The organism is Pseudoalteromonas sp. APC 3495, assembly GCF_030407645.1.
GTDB classification, from domain to species: Bacteria; Pseudomonadota; Gammaproteobacteria; order Enterobacterales; family Alteromonadaceae; genus Pseudoalteromonas; species Pseudoalteromonas tetraodonis.
In genome coordinates this window covers 15,770-35,245 of sequence record NZ_JASDDA010000040.1, presented here as the reverse complement: position 1 = coordinate 35,245, position 19,476 = coordinate 15,770, and the positions used below count along the sequence as shown (strand labels likewise).

17 protein-coding genes and 1 tRNA gene are annotated in these 19,476 nt (G+C 40.5%); 12 read left to right on the top strand and 6 right to left on the bottom strand.

All coding sequences use genetic code 11. The annotated features are described in order from the left end of the window. Positions 1–113: 113 nt before the first annotated feature. The gene (yhbY, locus tag QL984_RS14595) at positions 114–410 is read right to left on the bottom strand and encodes a ribosome assembly RNA-binding protein YhbY (protein WP_008112687.1); all 297 of its coding nucleotides are present in this window, start codon (positions 408–410) and stop codon (positions 114–116) included. Positions 411–498: 88 nt separating this feature from the next. Here yhbY and rlmE point away from each other — a divergent pair, with 88 nt between their 5' ends. From rlmE to QL984_RS14555, 8 genes are all read left to right on the top strand, one after another. Beyond that, positions 499–1,128: a 23S rRNA (uridine(2552)-2'-O)-methyltransferase RlmE gene (gene rlmE / locus QL984_RS14590; protein WP_013465499.1), complete on the top strand. Its 630-nt coding sequence runs from the start codon at positions 499–501 to the stop codon at positions 1,126–1,128. A 66-nt stretch (positions 1,129–1,194) separates the two neighbouring features. After that, a complete protein-coding gene (ftsH, locus tag QL984_RS14585; protein WP_033104106.1) occupies positions 1,195–3,138 on the top strand; it encodes an ATP-dependent zinc metalloprotease FtsH in 1,944 nt (647 codons plus the stop codon). 95 nt (positions 3,139–3,233) lie between these two features. Beyond that, positions 3,234–4,079, top strand: a complete 846-nt coding sequence (gene folP, locus QL984_RS14580; RefSeq protein WP_013465497.1) for a dihydropteroate synthase — start codon at positions 3,234–3,236, stop codon at positions 4,077–4,079. Next, positions 4,080–5,429: a phosphoglucosamine mutase gene (glmM, locus tag QL984_RS14575; RefSeq protein WP_013465496.1), complete on the top strand. Its 1,350-nt coding sequence runs from the start codon at positions 4,080–4,082 to the stop codon at positions 5,427–5,429. Between the two features lie 72 nt (positions 5,430–5,501). After that, the gene (gene tpiA / locus QL984_RS14570) at positions 5,502–6,251 is read left to right on the top strand and encodes a triose-phosphate isomerase (protein WP_013465495.1); all 750 of its coding nucleotides are present in this window, start codon (positions 5,502–5,504) and stop codon (positions 6,249–6,251) included. Between the two features lies 1 nt (position 6,252). After that, a complete protein-coding gene (gene secG, locus QL984_RS14565; protein ID WP_128583059.1) occupies positions 6,253–6,606 on the top strand; it encodes a preprotein translocase subunit SecG in 354 nt (117 codons plus the stop codon). Between the two features lie 78 nt (positions 6,607–6,684). Beyond that, positions 6,685–6,769: transfer RNA gene (locus QL984_RS14560), tRNA-Leu, on the top strand. Between the two features lie 250 nt (positions 6,770–7,019). Continuing rightward, complete coding sequence (locus QL984_RS14555) at positions 7,020–8,645, top strand: methyl-accepting chemotaxis protein (RefSeq protein WP_128583073.1); 1,626 nt, start codon at positions 7,020–7,022, stop codon at positions 8,643–8,645. 106 nt (positions 8,646–8,751) lie between these two features. On the opposite strand, the gene QL984_RS14550 is transcribed toward QL984_RS14555, so the two are convergent. After that, positions 8,752–9,159, bottom strand: coding sequence for a phosphate ABC transporter substrate-binding protein (locus QL984_RS14550; RefSeq protein ID WP_013465492.1), 408 nt, complete (start codon positions 9,157–9,159; stop codon positions 8,752–8,754). Between the two features lie 12 nt (positions 9,160–9,171). Further along, on the bottom strand, positions 9,172–10,317 hold the full coding sequence (locus QL984_RS14545) for a porin (protein WP_290172903.1): 1,146 nt from the start codon (positions 10,315–10,317) through the stop codon (positions 9,172–9,174). Between the two features lie 463 nt (positions 10,318–10,780). Here QL984_RS14545 and QL984_RS14540 point away from each other — a divergent pair, with 463 nt between their 5' ends. Continuing rightward, the gene (locus tag QL984_RS14540; protein WP_290172902.1) at positions 10,781–13,003 is read left to right on the top strand and encodes a TonB-dependent receptor; all 2,223 of its coding nucleotides are present in this window, start codon (positions 10,781–10,783) and stop codon (positions 13,001–13,003) included. A gap of 72 nt (positions 13,004–13,075) precedes the next feature. On the opposite strand, the gene QL984_RS14535 is transcribed toward QL984_RS14540, so the two are convergent. After that, complete coding sequence (locus QL984_RS14535; RefSeq protein ID WP_013465487.1) at positions 13,076–13,441, bottom strand: hypothetical protein; 366 nt, start codon at positions 13,439–13,441, stop codon at positions 13,076–13,078. Positions 13,442–13,490: 49 nt separating this feature from the next. Here QL984_RS14535 and QL984_RS14530 point away from each other — a divergent pair, with 49 nt between their 5' ends. After that, positions 13,491–14,036 (top strand): GNAT family N-acetyltransferase, encoded by a 546-nt coding sequence (locus QL984_RS14530; RefSeq protein ID WP_028834019.1) that lies wholly within the window; start codon positions 13,491–13,493, stop codon positions 14,034–14,036. A 111-nt stretch (positions 14,037–14,147) separates the two neighbouring features. Then, positions 14,148–15,812, top strand: a complete 1,665-nt coding sequence (gene ggt, locus QL984_RS14525; protein ID WP_290172901.1) for a gamma-glutamyltransferase — start codon at positions 14,148–14,150, stop codon at positions 15,810–15,812. 77 nt (positions 15,813–15,889) lie between these two features. Here ggt and QL984_RS14520 read toward each other — a convergent pair whose 3' ends face one another. Both QL984_RS14520 and QL984_RS14515 read right to left on the bottom strand, forming a co-directional pair. Then, positions 15,890–17,092, bottom strand: a complete 1,203-nt coding sequence (locus QL984_RS14520) for an aromatic amino acid transport family protein (protein ID WP_290172900.1) — start codon at positions 17,090–17,092, stop codon at positions 15,890–15,892. Positions 17,093–17,394: 302 nt separating this feature from the next. Beyond that, complete coding sequence (locus QL984_RS14515; protein WP_290172899.1) at positions 17,395–18,273, bottom strand: OmpA family protein; 879 nt, start codon at positions 18,271–18,273, stop codon at positions 17,395–17,397. A 471-nt stretch (positions 18,274–18,744) separates the two neighbouring features. On the opposite strand from QL984_RS14515, the gene rnt reads away from it, so the two are divergent. Continuing rightward, positions 18,745–19,419 (top strand): ribonuclease T, encoded by a 675-nt coding sequence (rnt, locus tag QL984_RS14510; RefSeq protein ID WP_290172898.1) that lies wholly within the window; start codon positions 18,745–18,747, stop codon positions 19,417–19,419. Positions 19,420–19,476 lie beyond the last annotated feature (57 nt).

Sequence of the window (19,476 nt, the reverse complement as noted above, 5' to 3'; positions counted from 1 at the left end):
TAATATCGGATTTTGAAGCCATGGAAAGATCAGTCAAGTGATCATAAAAATATTCTTAACTGATCTGCATTAAGCAATGGCTGGTTTTTTTGTTATACCTTTAAATGGCCTTATTAGCCACGAGGTAATTGAATTTTTTTCTCAGGGCTTTGACGATAAAGCACAATCGTATGACCGATAGTCTGTAATTTAGTAGCCCCTGTTTCGCGAACAATAGCATCAAAAATAAGCTTTTTGGTTTCACGATCGTCTGTTGGCACCTTCACTTTAATTAATTCGTGAATTTCTAGTGCGCTTTGGATTTCAACTACTACGCCTTCGGTTAAACCGTTAGAACCTAGTAAAACTACAGGCTTAAGGCTATGCGCCTGACCTTTTAAAAACTGCTTTTGTTTGTTTGATAATGTCATGATATTACAAATTTTGCTGAATATGGCTTGAATTAAGGGTATTCTAACGCCATCTAGAGAATATTACTAATTAGTTGCGTGTTAATTTATGACAAATAAAAAACAGTCAGCCAGTTCACAACGTTGGCTTAAAGAACATTTTGATGATAAATATGTTCAAGAAGCGCAAAAAAAAGGCTGGCGCTCTCGAGCTGTTTTCAAATTAGACGAAATCCAAAACAAAGATAAGTTATTGCGCCCAGCGATGACCGTTGTTGATTTAGGCGCAGCCCCAGGGAGTTGGTCACAATACTTAGCTGAAAAAGTGGGTGACAAAGGCCAAGTGGTTGCGTGTGATATTTTACCTATGGACTCTTTAGCGGGCGTTGACTTTTTACAAGGCGATTTTCGTGAAGAAGCGGTACTTGATGCATTGTTAAAACGCATTGATGGTAAAAATGTAGATGTGGTATTGTCTGATATGGCACCTAACATGAGTGGCAATAACTCGGTTGATCAGGCAGGCAGCATGTACTTGGTTGAGCTTGCACTTGATATGTGCAACCAAGTTTTAAAGAAAAATGGCGCGTTTATTGTTAAAGTATTCCAAGGTGAAGGCTTTGATCAATATTTGCAAGATGTACGTAATAGTTTTAAAGCAGTGAAGATACGTAAACCGGATGCCTCGCGTCCCCGTTCTCGGGAAGTATATATAGTAGCGACTGGATACAAACTGTAGTACAGTTGCTTGGCGTTTAGTTGAATTTAAATTAATTGGATACAAGAGGTTAACCCCTTGAGCGATATGGCGAAAAATCTAATACTCTGGCTGGTTATTGCAGTAGTGCTTATGTCAGTATTTCAGAGCTTTAATGGCGGCGATCAAGTTGATCGTCAAACAAGTTACAGTCAATTTGTAAAAGACGCCCGTAGCGGCTCTATACAAGAAGTGTCCATTGAAAGTGGTAGTGGCACAATTACTGGCATAAAAAATAGTGGCGAGCGTTTTCAAACCATTATGCCTATTTATGACAAAGACATTTTAAATGATTTGTTAAAAAGCGATGTGAACGTTAAAGGTGTTAAACCTGAAGAACAATCGTTTTTAGCAAGCATTTTTATTTCTTGGTTCCCTATGATCCTGCTTATTGGTGTGTGGATTTTCTTCATGCGTCAGATGCAAGGTGGCGGTGGAAAAGGCGCCATGTCATTTGGTAAAAGTAAAGCCCGCTTAATGAGTGAAGATCAAGTCAAAACGACCTTTGCTGATGTAGCTGGCTGTGATGAAGCCAAAGACGATGTAACCGAGCTGGTGGACTTTTTACGTGACCCTTCTAAGTTTCAAAAATTAGGCGGTAGTATTCCTAAAGGCGTACTTATGGTCGGTCCTCCAGGTACAGGTAAAACATTACTTGCCAAGGCGGTTGCTGGTGAGGCAAAAGTACCGTTCTTTACTATTTCGGGTTCTGACTTTGTTGAAATGTTTGTAGGTGTAGGTGCATCACGTGTACGTGACATGTTCGAACAAGCTAAAAAAGCAGCTCCTTGTATTATCTTTATCGATGAAATTGATGCGGTAGGGCGTAAACGTGGCGCTGGTATGGGGGGCGGCCATGATGAACGTGAGCAAACTCTAAACCAAATGCTTGTTGAAATGGACGGCTTTGAAGGTAATGAAGGTATTATCGTTATTGCTGCGACAAACCGTCCTGACGTACTAGACCCTGCGTTGCTTCGTCCTGGTCGTTTTGACCGTCAAGTAGTGGTCGGTTTACCTGATATTCGTGGTCGTGAACAAATTCTCAAAGTACATATGCGTAAAGTGCCATTAGGCGATAACGTTGAAGCGGCCGTGATTGCACGTGGTACACCAGGATTTTCGGGTGCTGATCTCGCTAACCTTGTAAATGAAGCGGCTTTGTATGCTGCGCGTGGCAATAAACGTGTTGTTAGTATGGCTGAGTTCGACGCTGCGAAAGATAAAATCATGATGGGCGCTGAGCGCAAGACCATGGTTATGAGTGAGCAAGAGAAAGAAATGACGGCTTACCATGAAGCTGGCCACGCAATTGTAGGTCGTATGGTGCCAGAGCACGACCCGGTTTATAAAGTATCTATTATCCCACGTGGCCGAGCGCTAGGTGTGACTATGTATTTACCAGAACAAGATCGTGTTAGTCACTCTAAAGAGCTTTTAGAATCAATGATTTCAAGCCTTTACGGTGGTCGTATTGCTGAGGCAATCATTTATGGTGAAGACAAAGTAACCACGGGTGCAAGTAACGACATTGAACGTGCCACTGATATTGCGCGTAAGATGGTGACTCAGTGGGGCTTAAGCGAAAAGTTAGGTCCATTACTTTATGCTGAAGATCAAAGTGAGATGTACATGGGTGGCGGCGGTGGTCGCTCTATGAGCATGTCTGATGAGACGGCGAAAGTAATTGATGCAGAAGTACGTTTATTCTCAGACCGCAACTATCAACGTGCAGAATCAATATTGAAAGAAAACATTGATATTCTGCATGCAATGAAAGATGCACTAATGAAGTATGAAACCATTGATGCGAAGCAAATTGATGATTTAATGGCTCGTCAGCCTGTACGTGAACCACGTGATGCGCATGACCGTCATGAAGCTAAACCAGAAAAAGAAGATGTTTCTAAAGACAAACCAGTTGATGAAGTACAAAAACCAGCTGATGAATCTAAAAAAGATGAAACAAACCTTGATGATAAAGCTGAATAATCGTTAAAATAACGTATCCAAAAGCCCCGAAGTTCGGGGCTTTTTTGTATCAGTTTGATGTAAATAACTAAAATTATCACATATTAAGGTTAGCGATGAATAATAAAATTAACCTTGCGCGCGGCCGAACGCTTGATTTTGCAGAGCCTGTGATTATGGGGATCGTGAATGTTACCCCTGATTCATTTTCTGATGGCGGTCAGTTCTTAAATACAACTGCCGCGCTGAGTCATGCGATGCAATTACTTGATGATGGTGCGACCATTTTAGATATCGGTGGCGAGTCAACACGCCCAGGCGCACCTGATGTTAGCCTTGAAGATGAGCTAAAGCGTGTTATTCCTATTATTAAAGCTATTCGTGAGCAAAGTGACTGCGTTATTTCAATCGATACCAGTAAAGCTGAGGTGATGCGCCAAGCGATTGAAGCCGGTGCTGATATTGTCAACGATGTACGGGCATTGCAAGAACCCGGCGCAATTGATGTGGTTGCACAGTTTCCTGAGGTAGCAGTGTGTTTAATGCATATGCAAGGGCAACCTCGTAGTATGCAACACGCTCCTCACTATAATGACTTAGCGGGTGAGATAAACGATTTTTTTAGCCAGCGAATAGCCGCATGTGAAGCTGCTGGCATTAAACAAAGCCAGTTAATTTTAGATCCTGGTTTTGGTTTTGGAAAAACACTAAAGCATAATTATCAAATATTGGCTCAATTTAACGATTATGCAAAATTGGGACTTCCTTTGCTCGCGGGATTATCGCGTAAGTCAATGATTGGTAAATTATTAAATAGAGACACAGACGATAGATTGGCAGGCAGTTTAGCTGGAGCACTGATCGCCGCACAAAACGGTGCACACATTATTCGTGTGCATGATGTAAAAGAAACCGCAGATGTGCTTGGCGTATATCAAGCCTGCAAACAAGGAGTACTTTAAATGAAAGAAAGAAAATATTTTGGCACGGACGGTGTGCGTGGTTTAGTAGGTCAAGGTCCTATTAACCCAGAGTTTGCGATGAAATTGGGTTGGGCCGCAGGGCGTGTACTCTCACTTCATGGCACTAAAAAAGTCATTATAGGTAAAGACACTCGTATTTCAGGTTACATGCTTGAGACTGCCCTAGAGGCTGGATTAATTGCAGCAGGTATTGATGTTATTCTTTTAGGGCCGATGCCAACGCCTGCAGTTGCTTATTTAGCGCAAACGTTTCGCGCTGAAGCGGGGATAGTGATCAGCGCATCACATAATCCTTATTATGATAACGGCATTAAGTTTTTCAATGGCCAAGGTTTAAAGTTAGATGATGAGGTAGAGCTACAAATTGAAGCGATGCTTGACGAGCCTATGACCTGTGTTGCTTCTGACAAGTTAGGTAAAGCAACACGTTTATCTAGCGCTGATGGCCGTTATATTGAATTTTGTAAAAGCCAGTTTCCACAAGGATTGTCCCTGGAAGGAATTAAAATTGTTTTAGATTGTGCTAATGGTGCTACATACCATATTGCTCCTTCTGTAATGCGAGAGCTTGGTGCAGAGGTGATCACCCATGCATGTGAGCCAAACGGTGTAAACATTAACCATGAATGTGGCGCAACCCATGTTGATACATTAAAGCGTAAAGTACTTGAACACAAAGCGGATGTCGGTATCGCCTATGATGGCGACGGCGACCGTGTGATGATGGTTGATCATAATGGCCGCGTATTCGACGGTGATGATTTGGTTTATATTATTGCTTGCCAAGCTGCACAAGATGACAATTTAGGCGGTGGTGTTGTTGGCACGGTTATGTCGAATATGGGACTTGAAAATGCGTTAAAAGCAAAAAATATTGCTTTTGCTCGCAGTAAAGTCGGTGATCGTTATGTGATGGAACTGCTGCAGCAAAAAGGCTGGAAAATTGGCGGTGAAAGCTCAGGCCATGTGTTGAATCTAGATTTAATCAGCACGGGTGATGGCATCATCTCAAGCTTACAAGTGCTTGCTGCTATGGTAGCACAAAATCGTACACTTCAAGACTTAGGAGCCGGTTTTACTAAGTACCCAATGAAAATGATTAACGTACGCTACACTGCCGGTACTGATCCGACCCAAGCACCCGAAGTGCTCGCTGCAGTTGCTGAAGTAGAGCAAAGCTTAGCAGATAAAGGGCGCGTATTACTGCGTAAATCAGGCACTGAGCCTGTAGTACGAGTAATGGTTGAAGCTGAGCAAGAAAAAATAGTAATAGATAGTGCACAGAAAATAGCAGCGGTTGTCGAATCTATGAGCAAACAAACTGATTGATAACAATAACCTCTTGTAACTTTGGGCGAGTCGAGTTAATATCTCGCCCGCTTTCTAATGTGGAGTGGAAAAATGGCAGCACGCAAAGCGATGGTCGCAGGCAACTGGAAAATGAATGGTTCATTAGAACTCGTTCAACAACTGTCTGATGCTATTAACGATGTTAAATCTTCTGAAGTAAACATTGTTTTATTTCCTCCGTTTCCTCTAGTCCCAGCAATGATTGCAAGTGGTGTAACAACAGGCACGCAAACAGTGTCTGAAAATACCCCAGGTGCGTTTACTGGTGAAGTAGATGCAGAGCTAATTAAGCAGCTAGGTGCGAAATATGTACTGGTTGGTCACTCTGAACGACGCAGCATATACAAAGAAAGCAATGATACCGTTGCTGCAAAATTTGCTCGCGCGCAACAAGTAGGTCTAACGCCTATTTTATGTGTTGGCGAAAGCGAAACAGAGCAAGAAAGCGGTCAAACAGAACAAGTAGTTGCTGCGCAGATTGACGCAGTAATTAATAAATTAGGTGTAGCAGCACTAAAAGAATCTGTGATAGCATATGAGCCCGTTTGGGCTATAGGCACAGGTAAGACTGCATCGCCTGAACAGGCACAAAGTGTTCACAAATTTATCCGTGACAAAATTGCTGCACTAGATAGCGATTTAGCACAAGGGCTAACCATCTTATATGGTGGTAGCGTTAATGAAAAAAATAGCGAATTATTATTTGCGCAAACAGATATAGACGGCGGCCTAATTGGAGGCGCAAGTTTAAAAGCAGAATCATTTACTGCTATCTGCAATAGTGCAAAAGGGACCGTATAAGATGTACGAAATTTTATTAGTAGTGTATTTAATTGTAGCTTTAGCGCTTGTTGGTATGGTTTTGATCCAACAAGGTAAAGGTGCGGACATGGGGTCATCATTTGGTGCCGGTGCATCGTCTACAGTTTTCGGTTCTTCTGGGGCTGGGAATTTCATGACGAAAACGACAACGGTATTAGCTACAATCTTTTTTGTGCTTAGTATTGTGTTAGGTAACCTAACTGCCGGTCAAATTAAAAAGACTGACGAATGGGAAAACCTAGAAGCGGCTCCAGCTGTTGAAACAGTGTCTCCAGTTGAAGAAGATGTGCCAGTCACATCAACTAAAGAGCAAAGCTCTGACGTACCAAATTAATTTAGTTTTAAATCGTTAAGTTGTTTATTTCCCTCAAATAAACATGCGGACTTAACACTAAGCAATAGCTTAAAAAATGCGGATGTGGTGGAATTGGTAGACACGCTACCTTGAGGGGGTAGTGCTTTCGGGCGTGGGGGTTCAAGTCCCCCCATCCGCACCAAATACAAAAACCAGTAACAGCAATGTTACTGGTTTTTTTGTGCCTAAAATTTAAAATATTAAACAACTCTTTTAGGATTAATGTTGATCATTGAGTAGAACACTCTATATTTCAATTGTTAGTGTTTACAAAAGAATATTACGGTACATTTAACTTTATGTATAAAAAGCGTCTAAAGTTAAAAATAAAGTTAACATTTCTGCATCTTAAGCCGATAATAACTATAGATAATTAAACGGAGTAAATGAATATGGCTTCAGGTTTCTCTTTTAAAAACCTCAGCATTACTAAAAAAATACATGCAATTACATCTATAGCGATCATCGCATTCTTAGTAATCGTTTTGGTTAACTACTTTGCCATGAACGAAAATCGCATATCACTCAATGAAATGGAGAAATCGTCTTATAAAGTAGCCAAATTAACCTTGGCTAACGTTAGTATTTTAGAAAAATTAGATGAATTATACACCCAGGCTGTAACCTTTGGTGAGCAAGACTTAGTAACAAAGGCGAGTGAAACCTATGCGCAGTTGGTTACTAATCTTGGTGCGATTGAGGCAATTAATACCTCTTATATTGATAATGATACAAAAACACGACTAGCTAATTACGAAAAAATATCTGCAACTATTGCCAATGGTATGGTTAATGGCACGGCAGATTTCAGTAAAATTCAACAACAAGCTCAGCTTAAAACAAGCCTATATGAAGCCGTATTAACCAGCTTTAAAAACGCACAACAAAAAGCAGATGCTCGCTTTTTCGAACTGGTGGCCAATACAAAAGCACGTTCTGATGATGCACTTAACTTAATGCTGGTTGTTGCGGTAGTTTCATTAGCACTGTTATTACTAATGGCCATTTGGATTGCGCGTAATATCGGTTCATCAGCCAGTGATGCCGCTAATAATTTAAGCCTTTTGGCAAGTGGTAAAGGGTCGTTAAGTACCAAGCTTGCTGTTAACTCAGAGGATGAAATAGGACAGGTATCTATAAACTTTAATGCTTTTATTAGCCTGCTTAGAGAAACCGTTTTAGAAGTCATCGCGGTATGTGAACCGTTAATGGAAAATTCAACCCGTCTTGTACAAGGGATGGAGCGAGCGGAGAGAGCGACCACCAAACAAACCACCGATGCAGATGTTGTTAAACAGTCGATGGAAGAAATGAAGCAAAGCGTGGGTGATATTTCACAATCAGCTGCAAGCGCATCTAATGCCGTGCAAACCGCAGAAAAAGAAGTAGATCAAAGCCGAATACAAGTAAAAATGTCTGTTAATGCGTCGCGAACGCTAAGTGATGAAATTAATATAGCGGCCAGCACCATAAATAAGTTAGCTGATGACACTAAAAATGTATCACAAATATTAAATGTAATTACATCCATTGCCGAGCAAACAAACTTATTAGCCTTAAATGCAGCAATAGAAGCGGCTAGAGCGGGTGAACATGGCCGAGGCTTTGCCGTGGTTGCAGATGAAGTCCGTGAGCTTGCCTCTCGTACGGCGCAGTCAACTAATGAAATACGTGAATTGTTAAGTACATTAAGTGTGGCAGCTAATGAATCTGTAAGCGCGATGACCTCTGCAAGAGATATGGCAACCGATAATGCTAGTGCAGCAGAGCAAACCGGTGTTTCGATTGAAAAAATTGCAGAGCAAATACTAGAAATTAATGGCATGAACTCGCAAATTGCAGCTGCAACAGAAGAGCAAACCTCTGTTGCTGCAATGGTTGTAGACAACGTATCTAATATGCATGTTTCATTTGAAGATACTATGAGCTCACTAAAAGCAGTAAGAGATGTGGCTAAAAACTTACATTACCTTTCAGATAACTTATTAGATGCAACTGCTAAGTTTAAAATTGAGTAGTTGCTAAAGCACATTACTTTAGCGTTTTATGATTTTGTAAAACGTTAAGGGATAAAAAAGCCCGCAATAAAGTATTTATTGCGGGCTTTTATTTTAATTTAGCAGATTAATACTTACCCACTACTTTAACTTTATCACTTACTTTGGCGCTATCGATATAGCCAATTGCATCTGCATTAGCAGCGACAAAATCAATCACAGCTTGGTCATTATCAAGTTTACCCGGCGGTGTGCCTTTACCTGTAAATACGAGCTTTGACCAATAGGCATTTAACTGACTACCCGATTTACCAACAAGTTTGTCGTTAAATTCATCAGCGACTGCAGTGCCATTTTGATTAACAGGATTAACTTTGGTGCCATCGGCAAACGATTTGCTCTTGCCAAGGTATATTTTTTTAATATCGTCTTGGCTTACTGCATTAGCATTCGCAGGGTTAATGATGACTGCAACTTCAGCAAAAACTGCTGAGCTACATAATGTTAGCATGCTGGCTAAAATTAATTTTTTCATGATTCGCTCCAATTAAAATACTAAATCAACGCCAACGGCCACTACGTCGGTTTCAGTATTTGTTATGTCATCTTTTAAGCGGCTAAAATCGATTTTAAACGCTGCAGAAGGGTGAAAGTCGTAACGCGCGCCGATAGTGTATACATTGCTTTGCGCTTGAACACCTGTCAAGGCACCGTTTATAGCGGCATTAAGGCTTGGTACTGCTGCGATAGGGTCAAAGCGAGATGCATCATGCTTATCGTCATTATCTTCATACGTAAAATGGACTATAACGTCATCCAAGCGGTAACCTACAGATGCATAATATTGTGTTTGCTCAGTCAAAATACTGTTTTCTACTTCAAATTGTGTATATTCAGCATCAAATAAGAAATTATCATAATCAATTGAGAAGCCAAAGCCGAAAAAGCTGCTGTCATCTTCGTTTATTGCAATATCGTCAGCTAACGTGTTTAAGCTGTTTGCGCGAAGTGCAGCTTCTAAGCCATTTAATGCAGCCCCGCTAGGGTCTGTTCCGTCAAGTGCAAATGATGATTCAGCAATTAAATATGCAGCACGAACACTGAACCAGTCGTATGCAAGCGTCCAGTTAATGCCAGCAAAATCATTAAGCTCAGCTTGAGTTTTTTCAGTGATTGCGTCTATTTCACCATCAAAACTACCGTACATGATTTGTACTGTTGAATCCCAATCACCAAGTTGTGTATTGTGCAATAAGCTTAAACCTTCATAGGTAGAAAAAGGAATGCTATAAACAGATTGAGGCGGGCGTACCCAGCGGTAAGCGTAACCTACATCAATAAAATCTGAGTAACGGTAAAAAGGTACACGCATTTTACCCGCGCTAATTTGTAACTCGTCGCTTAGTTCATAAGTTACGTAGGCCCATTCAAATTCTGCGTCGAAATCATTCTCACCACGAGCAACAATTTGAGCTGTTGCCGTTAGTTTCTCCATTAGGTCAGCTGATAGCTGTAATGCAAAGACACTTTCGTTTTTAAATGAAATGTCATCATCATATCCATATAAGGTACTGTCGCTATCAAGGCTCTTTCCACCGACAATTGATGCAAAGCCATTAATTCGAACTTCGGCGCTAGCATAGTTTGTTGCTAAAGCCGCACATAATGCTACTGCTACAGATAGCTTTTTCATATGTATTTCCTATTAGTTAATTAGATGTTGATTCAAGCGTATTATAGAAGTGAAATAGAGCTATATCTAATCAATTTAGCAAGTTAGTGATAAAAACCAATTGATTTAATACTTTGTTATTATTTTTTAAGTGGGTGTGCCTGATATTTTTAATGCAGGTTGCTGATTTTAAGTAAAATATCAAAATAAGTTTCAACCAATTAAATTTAAGAGCGTATATTTATTGCGAGAGATTTTATGCCGTAATTGCATAAAAAGTAAGTATCGCTGCAACGTGTTAATTTTTCCCCTATAAGGAACATTTGCATTTTTACCAAAAAATAAATACATAAATTCACAATTGTGTAATATAATGCCCTTCCAGAGGAAAGATGCTACCACGCATCTTTTTTTATGCCCAAAATTTACTGGTTGCACCAGTAAATGCATAATAAATAATTTACGGTATCCTTTGGAGAATATTTTGAAACTACGCAAACTCTCACAGTTAAGCCTAGCAATAGTTGCTGCCCTGACTACCTCAGTAAGTGCTGAAGAAACCAAAACAACTGCAAAACAAGATGCGTTTGAAAAAATCGAAGTTACAGCTCGTAAACGTACAGAGAGCTTGTTTGAATCTCCAACCGCTATCACATCAATTGGTGCTAACTTAATTGATAAAGCCAATATGAGTAACCTTGAAGATATTGGCAAATACGTTCCAAATTTAAACATCACACGTTACGGTGTAGGTAACGCAGCACATGCTTCGGTATTTATTCGTGGTATTGGCTTGCAAGATCACATTATTACAACCGATCCTGGTGTGGGTGTATACCTTGATGGTGTTTACTTAGGCCGTCAAATGGGGTCTAACCTATCATTACCAAATGTTGAGCGTGTAGAAGTACTGCGCGGTCCACAAGGTACTCTATATGGTCGAAACACGTTAGGTGGTGCGGTAAACGTTATTACCAAACAACCGGGCGATGAAGGTATTTTAACAACGTCTGCAAAATTAGGTAGTCGTGGACGTATTGCTGGCGATATTTACTTCAATAACTCATTAAATGATGAAGTAAGTATGTCTGCAAGTGCGTCATACAAAACACGCGACGGTGTTGGCGAAGCGGTAAACCTAGCGAACCCAGAAAAAGAAATAGGTGAAGAAGAAGAGTTTAGCGGTCGTGTTGCTCTTAAATGGCAAGCAAATTCAGATCTTGCATTTACGTTTTCTTTAGACGGTGTTGATAACGAGTCAGGCCAATCTCCTTATACAATTGAACTGACAGAACCACTTGACCCAAATGATGTATTCAATGGTGACTTTCCATTACTTACACAAGACATGATCCCATCAGACCCAGATGATTTAGGTACTACTGTTGCTGGTATTGAGTCAACGTCATACTCTGGTTGGGGTACGTCTTTAACTGCTGATTGGGCGATTAACGATACATACACAGCTAAATTTATTTCAAGCTATCGTACATCTGAGTATGAAGGTGGCTTAGATGATGATGCATCACCACTTAACTTATCTGAGTTCCCAGAAGTAGGCGGTGCAGATCAATACTCTTTTGAAGTTCAGTTAAACGCAACGTTTGATAAAATGGACTTTGTATCGGGTCTATACTTCTTTAATGAAGATGGTTTTACTCGCTCAGAAGATTTTGTATTTAGCCCGTTTAACACGCCAAATGGTCTGTTAAATGATGGAGTTACTCCGTCATTTGGTGGCTTTGGATTTTTTGAAATCAATCAAGAAACAAACTCATACGCAGCTTACATTAATGGTAGTTACGATTTAACGGATGATTTAACAATTGGCGGTGGTCTTCGTTACTCAGAAGATAAAAAAGACGCGAATGCGATTTTCCCAAGCTTTTCAGAGCGTAAATACATTAGTGCAGACTTTAATGCAGTGACATGGGATATTAATGCTTCATATCAGCTTAGCAATAATATGAATGTGTACGGCCAAGTACAAAAAGGCTATCAAACAGGTGGTTTCCCGCCGCGCCCATTTGGTGGTCCAGATCAGTTTGTATCGTTTGATGAAACCAAAGCAGTTAACTACGAAATTGGTTTAAAAGGCCAAGTACATGAAAATGTGTCTATGATGCTTGCGATGTTTGTTACCGACTACACTGACTTAGCACTACCATTCTCAGATCCAACTGCGGGTGGTGGCTTTGTAACTATTGTTGAGAATGCAGGTCAGTCTAAAGCGCAAGGTATTGAACTTGAAACCACAATTGCAATAACTGATGACTTTACTATTCGCAGTGCGGTAGGTTATTTAGACTCAGAGATTACCGAAGTCGCCGAGGGCGTACAAGGTATTGGTAAAGGTGATTCACCAGCATTGACTCCGCGTTGGACAGTGATGGTTGCGCCTTCTTACTTTGTAGATTTAAGTAATGGTGGCACAGTTGCATTGAATGCAAATTACTCATACCGCAGTGAAATGCAAGGTCAATCAGTTTTCAATAAGAGTGAAACGATTGATTCGCGTGAGCTCGTTGGCTTTAATATTTCTTACACTAACCCATACGGTGATATGGAAGTGACGTTATATGGCGAAAACGTATTAAACGAAGTTTACGATGTAGGACGTCTACAGCAAACTGGCTTTGTTGGCGTTATGCGCAGTAATGATCGTAGTGAGTTTGGTTTAAAATTCAAAAAAGACTTTGAACTATAATTTATATTTTACTTTAAAAGTAAAACAAAAAAGGTAAGCCATAGCTTACCTTTTTTTTATGGTTAAAAATAATTAACCTTCTTTATGTTCTTTACGTGCCTGCTCAATTTCTGCGGCAATTTCACGTGCTTTTTGCTTGGTTTTTTCAGTCAGCTCGCCAGCCGCTTCTTTGCTTTTAATCCATGCATCAACAGCTACTTCTTTGCCGTCGTCGTACATGTCTAAGCCCATTTCTTTACTTTCTTCAAGTAGCTCGTTTAATGATTCATCATTTTTAAGCTCATTGGTTTTTTCCTTTACTTCATTCCAAGTTTCATCAAGCTTTTCTTTCACTTGAGCGCTTGTTTCTTTTGCATCTTGTTTTACTTCGTTGGCATCTTCACAGCCAGTTAACGTAATTAAAGTGCCTAATAAAGCTAAACCTGCTAATTTCTTCATTTACTATCTCCTTTAGAGAAAATTATATTTCAGAGGTAACTATACAACAATGAAAATGAACATAGCTGTAACAACACGATTAAGTTTTAAATTAATGGACGAACATGATTGGCCGCAATTATACGAGCTCGATCAAGACCCAGCCGTTATGCAGTATTTAACACAAGGTAAACCCACTTCGCTTGAAGAGATAAAAACAGTCAGTATTCCTAGAATGCTTGCTTATCGTAACGAGCAACAAGGGTGGGGGTTATGGCAAGTAACCTTGCGTGAAAGCAATACCTTTATAGGATGGGTGCTTGTTCGGCCGATGGGCTTTTTTTCAGATACGCCTGATTTTAGTGATATTGAAGTGGGCTGGCGGTTTAAGCAAGCGAGTTGGGGCAAAGGGTATGCTATTGAAGCGGCAGGCGCTATTTGTTCAGAGCTTGAAAAACAACGCCAAGTAAAGGCAATTAGCGCTACAGCACTGACCTCAAATGTTGGCTCAATTAATGTTATGAAAAAACTCGGTATGCAGCTTAAACATTATTATATTCATACAGAGGATGGCTCAAATTTAACAGCCGTACTTTATTCAAAGTCATGTGGATAATCTAACAACAATCCTAAGCTCTTTAAATGTGGAGTATAAATATTGACCTAGTGTTTGTTACTGTGCATTAATGTTTGTCATCAATGTATAAAAATAACCTAAGGATATGGGATGGGATCACTTTTTTCACCACGCAAGCTAATTATTAGCAGTGTCTTAATAATACAAGTAGGCTTTTTTAATGTAGCGGCTAAACAAAGTGCGGTGGCGATGCCCGACACATTTAGTGCCCACGCTGCAAAAGCCGTGTTAGAGCAAGGCGGCAACGCGGTTGATGCCGCTATTGCTGCTCAGTTTGTATTAGCCGTTACGCTCCCCGAAGCGGGTAATATTGGTGGCGGTGGGTTTATGCTTATCCATAAAGATGGAAAAGGTGATTTTATAGATTACCGCGAAACCGCGCCCAGTGCCGCGCATCGTGATATGTATTTAGATGAGCAGGGGCAAGTAATTGAAAATAAATCTATTTACGGCATACACGCTAGTGGCGTGCCTGGCAGTGTCGCAGGAATGTGGTTAGCCCATAAAAAGCATGGTACGTTACCGTGGAAAGCGTTAGTGCAACCTGCAGTAATATTAGCAGAGCAGGGCTTTGTTGTGCCTGAAAAGTTGGCTCAGCTGATTGAGGACTATATATCGCATCTAAATAATAAAAACATTAATGTAAATTTTGCCAGTTATTTTGCTACAGCTACGGCAGGTGCGCTTTTTAAACAACCAGAGCTAGCTGCCACACTCAAGCGCATTCGCGATGACGGTCAAGATGGCTTTTATCAAGGTGAAACTGCCGCAATTATTGCAAAATTTATGCACCAACATGGCGGGATCATTAACCAAGATGACTTAAAACGTTATCGTGCTAAATCGCGGACTCCTATAAAAGCGAACTGGAATGGCTACCAAGTGCTTACTTCACCGCCACCAAGTTCAGGCGGCATTGCTATATTGCAATGGCTGAAAATGTATGAGCTTAAAAAACCAACGCCTGCACAACAACATAATTCAGTAGGGTATGTGCATTTATTGGCTGAAATAGGTAAGCGAGTATTTGCCGATAGAGCAGAGTACTTAGGCGATCCTGATTTTTACCAAGTACCTACAGCAAAACTACTTGCAGAAAATTATCTTAAAAACCGTAGTAGCAGTATAGATTTAAAGGCTATTTCAACCACCGAAAACATTAAACCCGGTTTAAAAGAAAGCGAGCAAACCACTCATTTTTCCATTGTCGATAACATGGGTAACGCTGTAGCTAATACCACCACCATTAATTTAGGCTTTGGTAGTGGTGTGGTGGTAGAAGGCGCAGGCTTTATTTTAAACGATGAAATGGATGACTTTAGCGCTAAACCCGGGGTTATGAATGTATTTGGTGCCATTGGCGGCAAAGCAAATGAAATTCAGCCGCATAAACGTATGCTCAGCTCTATGACCCCCACTATTTTACTCAGTAATAATCAGGTGAAAATGGTAACAGGGTCGCCAGGTGGCACTACTATTATTAGCTCGGTGTATCAATCGATACTCAACGCGATTGAATTTAATATGAGCGCCGATGATGTGGTAAATAGCCCACGTTTTCATCATCAGTTATGGCCAAAAAATGTGATCAGAGCACATGCCGGCTTGGAGCCATCAGTAAAACAACAGCTGATAAAAATGGGCTACACATTGGACGAACGCCACTTTGGTGATATGCATGTGATTATTAATCATAATGGCAAATTAGATGCGGCGTCAGAGCAAAGCGGTAGAGGAAAAGCAATCGTGTTTTAACGTTAGCGTTTGCATGGCAATCCCCCCAAACTCTTGTTTGGGGGGATTGCCAATAGAGTATTACTTATTATTGGGTATTAACCTATTGCAGGTATTAGCCCTGCCATTTGCAGGCATTGTGCGCTAATAATTGAAATACCACACAAAGCGGCTATGGCCAAACCAATATTACCACTGCGTACTTTATAGCCCTCTTTTTCAATCCCCTGACGCTGCTTGTACACCATGCTAACTGGTAAAAATACTGCCAATATAACCAAAGCAATGGCTGCATAGCCTAATGCCATAATAAATCCTTGCGGGTAAAATAAAGCAAATCCAAGAGGAGGGATAAAGGTAATAAATGCGGTTTTTATTCTATCTGCGCCCGTGTCTGCTTTTTTGAATGTGTCGGCAAAAAAGTCAAATAACCCCAAGCTCACCCCTAAAAATGACGTTGCTAGGGCTAAGTCGGCAAACAATTTAACCGCTGTAGAAACATTGGCATTATTGGCAATATTGGCCACACTGGCTACAAACCCAGTTAACCCTTCGCTTTGTAGTAATTGATCTTGGCTCATTATGCCTTGGCTTAATACTTGCCAAAATACATATATAACCAGTGGTAAAGAGGCGCCTGCAATCATAACTTTGCGCAAGGTTTTTATGTCAAGTCCGACATATTTAACAATAGAAGGAATAGAGCCATGAAAACCAAAAGAGGTAAATACCACCGGAATAGCCGATAGTATCAGACCTTGCTCAACAGGCATTTCCAACAAATGTTGGCCATGTACATAAGGTGTTAGCATATAAAACAAGCTAGCTAAAACGACTATTTTTATACTAAATAGTACTCGGTTGAGCTTATCTACTTTACTAGTGCCTAAAGTCACCACGCCTGCAATTAGCACGGCTAAAATAACGGAGCCTAATTGTGGAGCAATACTAAGATTAAACCCAGTATTAATGCGCTCTTGTAGCTGAGCGCCACCACCGGCTATGTAAGCTGCGCACAGTGCATAAAATAAGAATATCATCGAAAAGTTAGCCACATACTGGCCACGTTTACCAAGCCAAAGCTTAGCCAGTGTATTTAAAGTGGCATCGCGAGGGGCATATTGGTGTAGCTCCAACATAAGTAAAGCAGTGTAGGTCATAAGTAACCAACAGCCGACAATTAACACCATTGCCGTATTAAACCCCAGTCCCGCAGAGGCAATGGGGAGGGCAAGCATACCTGCGCCTATGGTAGTTCCTGCAACAATTAACATGCTACCTATTGTTTTATTTTTAAGCACTTAATGATCCTGATCAAACGTGAGAGACACGCAAGATATAACTAGTTGTGCAAAACTTAAATAGTTTTGTCATAAAAGAGACAAAATAAAATGTAATCTTCTATTTACAACTGTATTTAAAAAGCAGAGATATTTTGCAGATGTAATTTAACTCATTAATATAATTAATAAATAAAAAGCCAAATGTTAATAACTAAATGGTCAGATTATTGTTTTTGCACAATAGAGGGATTACTAAAACAATAGGTGTTGGCCGAAAGTGCTAAAATTGCACCTTCGGCCATTAAAAGAGGGGGCTGAATTTACATTTTAGCGATTTGAATCACTAAGCGGCGGTTTTTATCACGGCCTAAAATATTGTCATTAGTATCTACAAAGCGTTTTTCACCAAAGCCTTCAGTAACCACTTTAGCTTCATCAACGCCTAAGCCAACCATGTAATCTTTAATCTCCTTAGCACGCTTTCTTGATAAATCGAGGTTATTCCAGCGACCGCCATAACTATCGGTGTACGATGCAATACTAATTGACTCTATACTGGGGTCGTTTTTCAAATACTCAGCAATTTTATCAAGGCGTTGTTGCGATGACTTAGTTAACTTACTGCTATTAGATTCATAGTTCATTATAGTGAACGAAATATCTTCAAAATTGTATGGCAGTAGTTCATCGCGACACTGTAAAAACGCCCAATACGCTTGCTTAAAGTTAACATTAGACATGCCCACGGCAATTTTATCGGCACTATTTTGCCAGTCTTGGTAGTAAAAAGTGGGTTGGTTACCTTTTTCAAGCTCAGTAAGCATTTCCCATGCTGTTTTATTACCTAATTCACCATCAAACTTTTTAAGTAATTTCATATCAGCAATATCACGGGCAGGGCGGCCTGCTCGCCAGCTAGGTGGCACCGCTTTCAAACCGGCAATCGCGTAATTTTCTGGGCGCACAACCATGTCTAAATTAAAGGTGAGATCTTTGTTTTTACTGGCTGATGCTTTAAAAACGGCTTCACCATAGTAGGGAACTTCATGATTTAATTGGCATTGTAAGCGAGTTGTTTTAACCAAGTTCCAGTTTGAATTATCTTGGTTAGCCGTGTACTGGCGCATTGCCGCAGTTGTATCCAAACTACACAGCACACTACTAATGCTTAGGCTAATAAATAACAACTTACACTTCATTGAGAATTCTCCAGTTATCTAGCTTTGCCAAAAAAGTGACAAAAACCGTAAAATATTACGCAACAGTAAATAATTCAGCGCAAACGCTAGGGTCTGTTGACCTTTCAAGGTTAAATTTGCAGCAGCCTGTTTGGTATTTAGGCAAGGCAGCGCCTATGTGGTGTGGTTATTCCCCATAAATAGGCGATAACAAAGCATCAATGCCAAACAGGCGCTGCCCGAAGGGTTCTGCCTAGGGGCGATTTACTCTTTGTTGCTCGGTTTTTACTTAGCCCACTAGGTTACAAACCTCGCGCCGCGATTAAACCGCCCCTAGCTTGAACAAATTTTAATCCGCAACGGTCAACAGACCCTAATTACTAAGCAAGTAACATGCCTATAGTTTAACTGCAATTAATCAATAAATCCCCTAGCCGACAGGGGCCCAATTTTGACATAATAGACAGCTAATCCCTATAAACCAAGAATACTATGGCAAATACTGAGCAAACACTTTTCGCACAACGCTTTCGTGGCTTTTTTCCAGTGGTTATTGATGTTGAAACCGCCGGTTTTAACAAAGAAACCGACGCACTACTTGAAATTGCAGCATCCGTTTTAAAAATGGATGACGAGGGATTGCTTAGCATAGATCATACTGTTCATTTTCATGTGCAACCGTTTGAGGGCGCAAACATTGAACAAGCCGCCATTGAGTTTAATGGTATTGAGCCTTTTTCAGCACTGCGAGGGGCAGTCCCTGAAGAAGAGGCGATTAAAGAAATTTGTAAAGTAGTGCGCAAAGCGCAAAAAGCCGCAGGGTGCCAGCGCTCTGTGGTGGTTGCTCATAATGCTGCTTTTGATCATGGCTTTTTAAATGCGGCTATTGAGCGTAATAATATTAAGCGCACACCATTTCATCCGTTTGTTAGTTTTGATACCACATCACTCGCAGGCTTGGCATTAGGGCAAACAGTATTGGCTAAAGCGTGCCGCGCGGCAGGAATAGAGTTTGATAACAAACAAGCACACTCTGCGTTATACGATACAGAACGCACCGCTGAATTATATTGTTTAATTGTCAATCGTTGGCAGCAACTAGGTGGTTGGCCACTTGCTATAGATGAAACACAACAAAACGAAGACGAAGTAAGCGACCAAGATTAGCATAAACTCAGCTCATATTAATGAGTGTTCACTGTGTGGGCTGAGCCAATCTTAATA

What these genes read in the sequence shown, in the direction of transcription:
- yhbY (WP_008112687.1), bottom strand. Translation starts at nt 410, where the DNA reads ATGACATTATCAAACAAACAAAAGCAGTTTTTAAAAGGTCAGGCGCAT.
- rlmE (WP_013465499.1), top strand. Translation starts at nt 499, where the DNA reads ATGACAAATAAAAAACAGTCAGCCAGTTCACAACGTTGGCTTAAAGAA.
- ftsH (WP_033104106.1), top strand. Translation starts at nt 1,195, where the DNA reads ATGGCGAAAAATCTAATACTCTGGCTGGTTATTGCAGTAGTGCTTATG.
- folP (WP_013465497.1), top strand. Translation starts at nt 3,234, where the DNA reads ATGAATAATAAAATTAACCTTGCGCGCGGCCGAACGCTTGATTTTGCA.
- glmM (WP_013465496.1), top strand. Translation starts at nt 4,080, where the DNA reads ATGAAAGAAAGAAAATATTTTGGCACGGACGGTGTGCGTGGTTTAGTA.
- tpiA (WP_013465495.1), top strand. Translation starts at nt 5,502, where the DNA reads ATGGCAGCACGCAAAGCGATGGTCGCAGGCAACTGGAAAATGAATGGT.
- secG (WP_128583059.1), top strand. Translation starts at nt 6,253, where the DNA reads ATGTACGAAATTTTATTAGTAGTGTATTTAATTGTAGCTTTAGCGCTT.
- QL984_RS14555 (WP_128583073.1), top strand. Translation starts at nt 7,020, where the DNA reads ATGGCTTCAGGTTTCTCTTTTAAAAACCTCAGCATTACTAAAAAAATA.
- QL984_RS14550 (WP_013465492.1), bottom strand. Translation starts at nt 9,159, where the DNA reads ATGAAAAAATTAATTTTAGCCAGCATGCTAACATTATGTAGCTCAGCA.
- QL984_RS14545 (WP_290172903.1), bottom strand. Translation starts at nt 10,317, where the DNA reads ATGAAAAAGCTATCTGTAGCAGTAGCATTATGTGCGGCTTTAGCAACA.
- QL984_RS14535 (WP_013465487.1), bottom strand. Translation starts at nt 13,441, where the DNA reads ATGAAGAAATTAGCAGGTTTAGCTTTATTAGGCACTTTAATTACGTTA.
- QL984_RS14530 (WP_028834019.1), top strand. Translation starts at nt 13,491, where the DNA reads ATGAAAATGAACATAGCTGTAACAACACGATTAAGTTTTAAATTAATG.
- ggt (WP_290172901.1), top strand. Translation starts at nt 14,148, where the DNA reads ATGGGATCACTTTTTTCACCACGCAAGCTAATTATTAGCAGTGTCTTA.
- QL984_RS14515 (WP_290172899.1), bottom strand. Translation starts at nt 18,273, where the DNA reads ATGAAGTGTAAGTTGTTATTTATTAGCCTAAGCATTAGTAGTGTGCTG.
- rnt (WP_290172898.1), top strand. Translation starts at nt 18,745, where the DNA reads ATGGCAAATACTGAGCAAACACTTTTCGCACAACGCTTTCGTGGCTTT.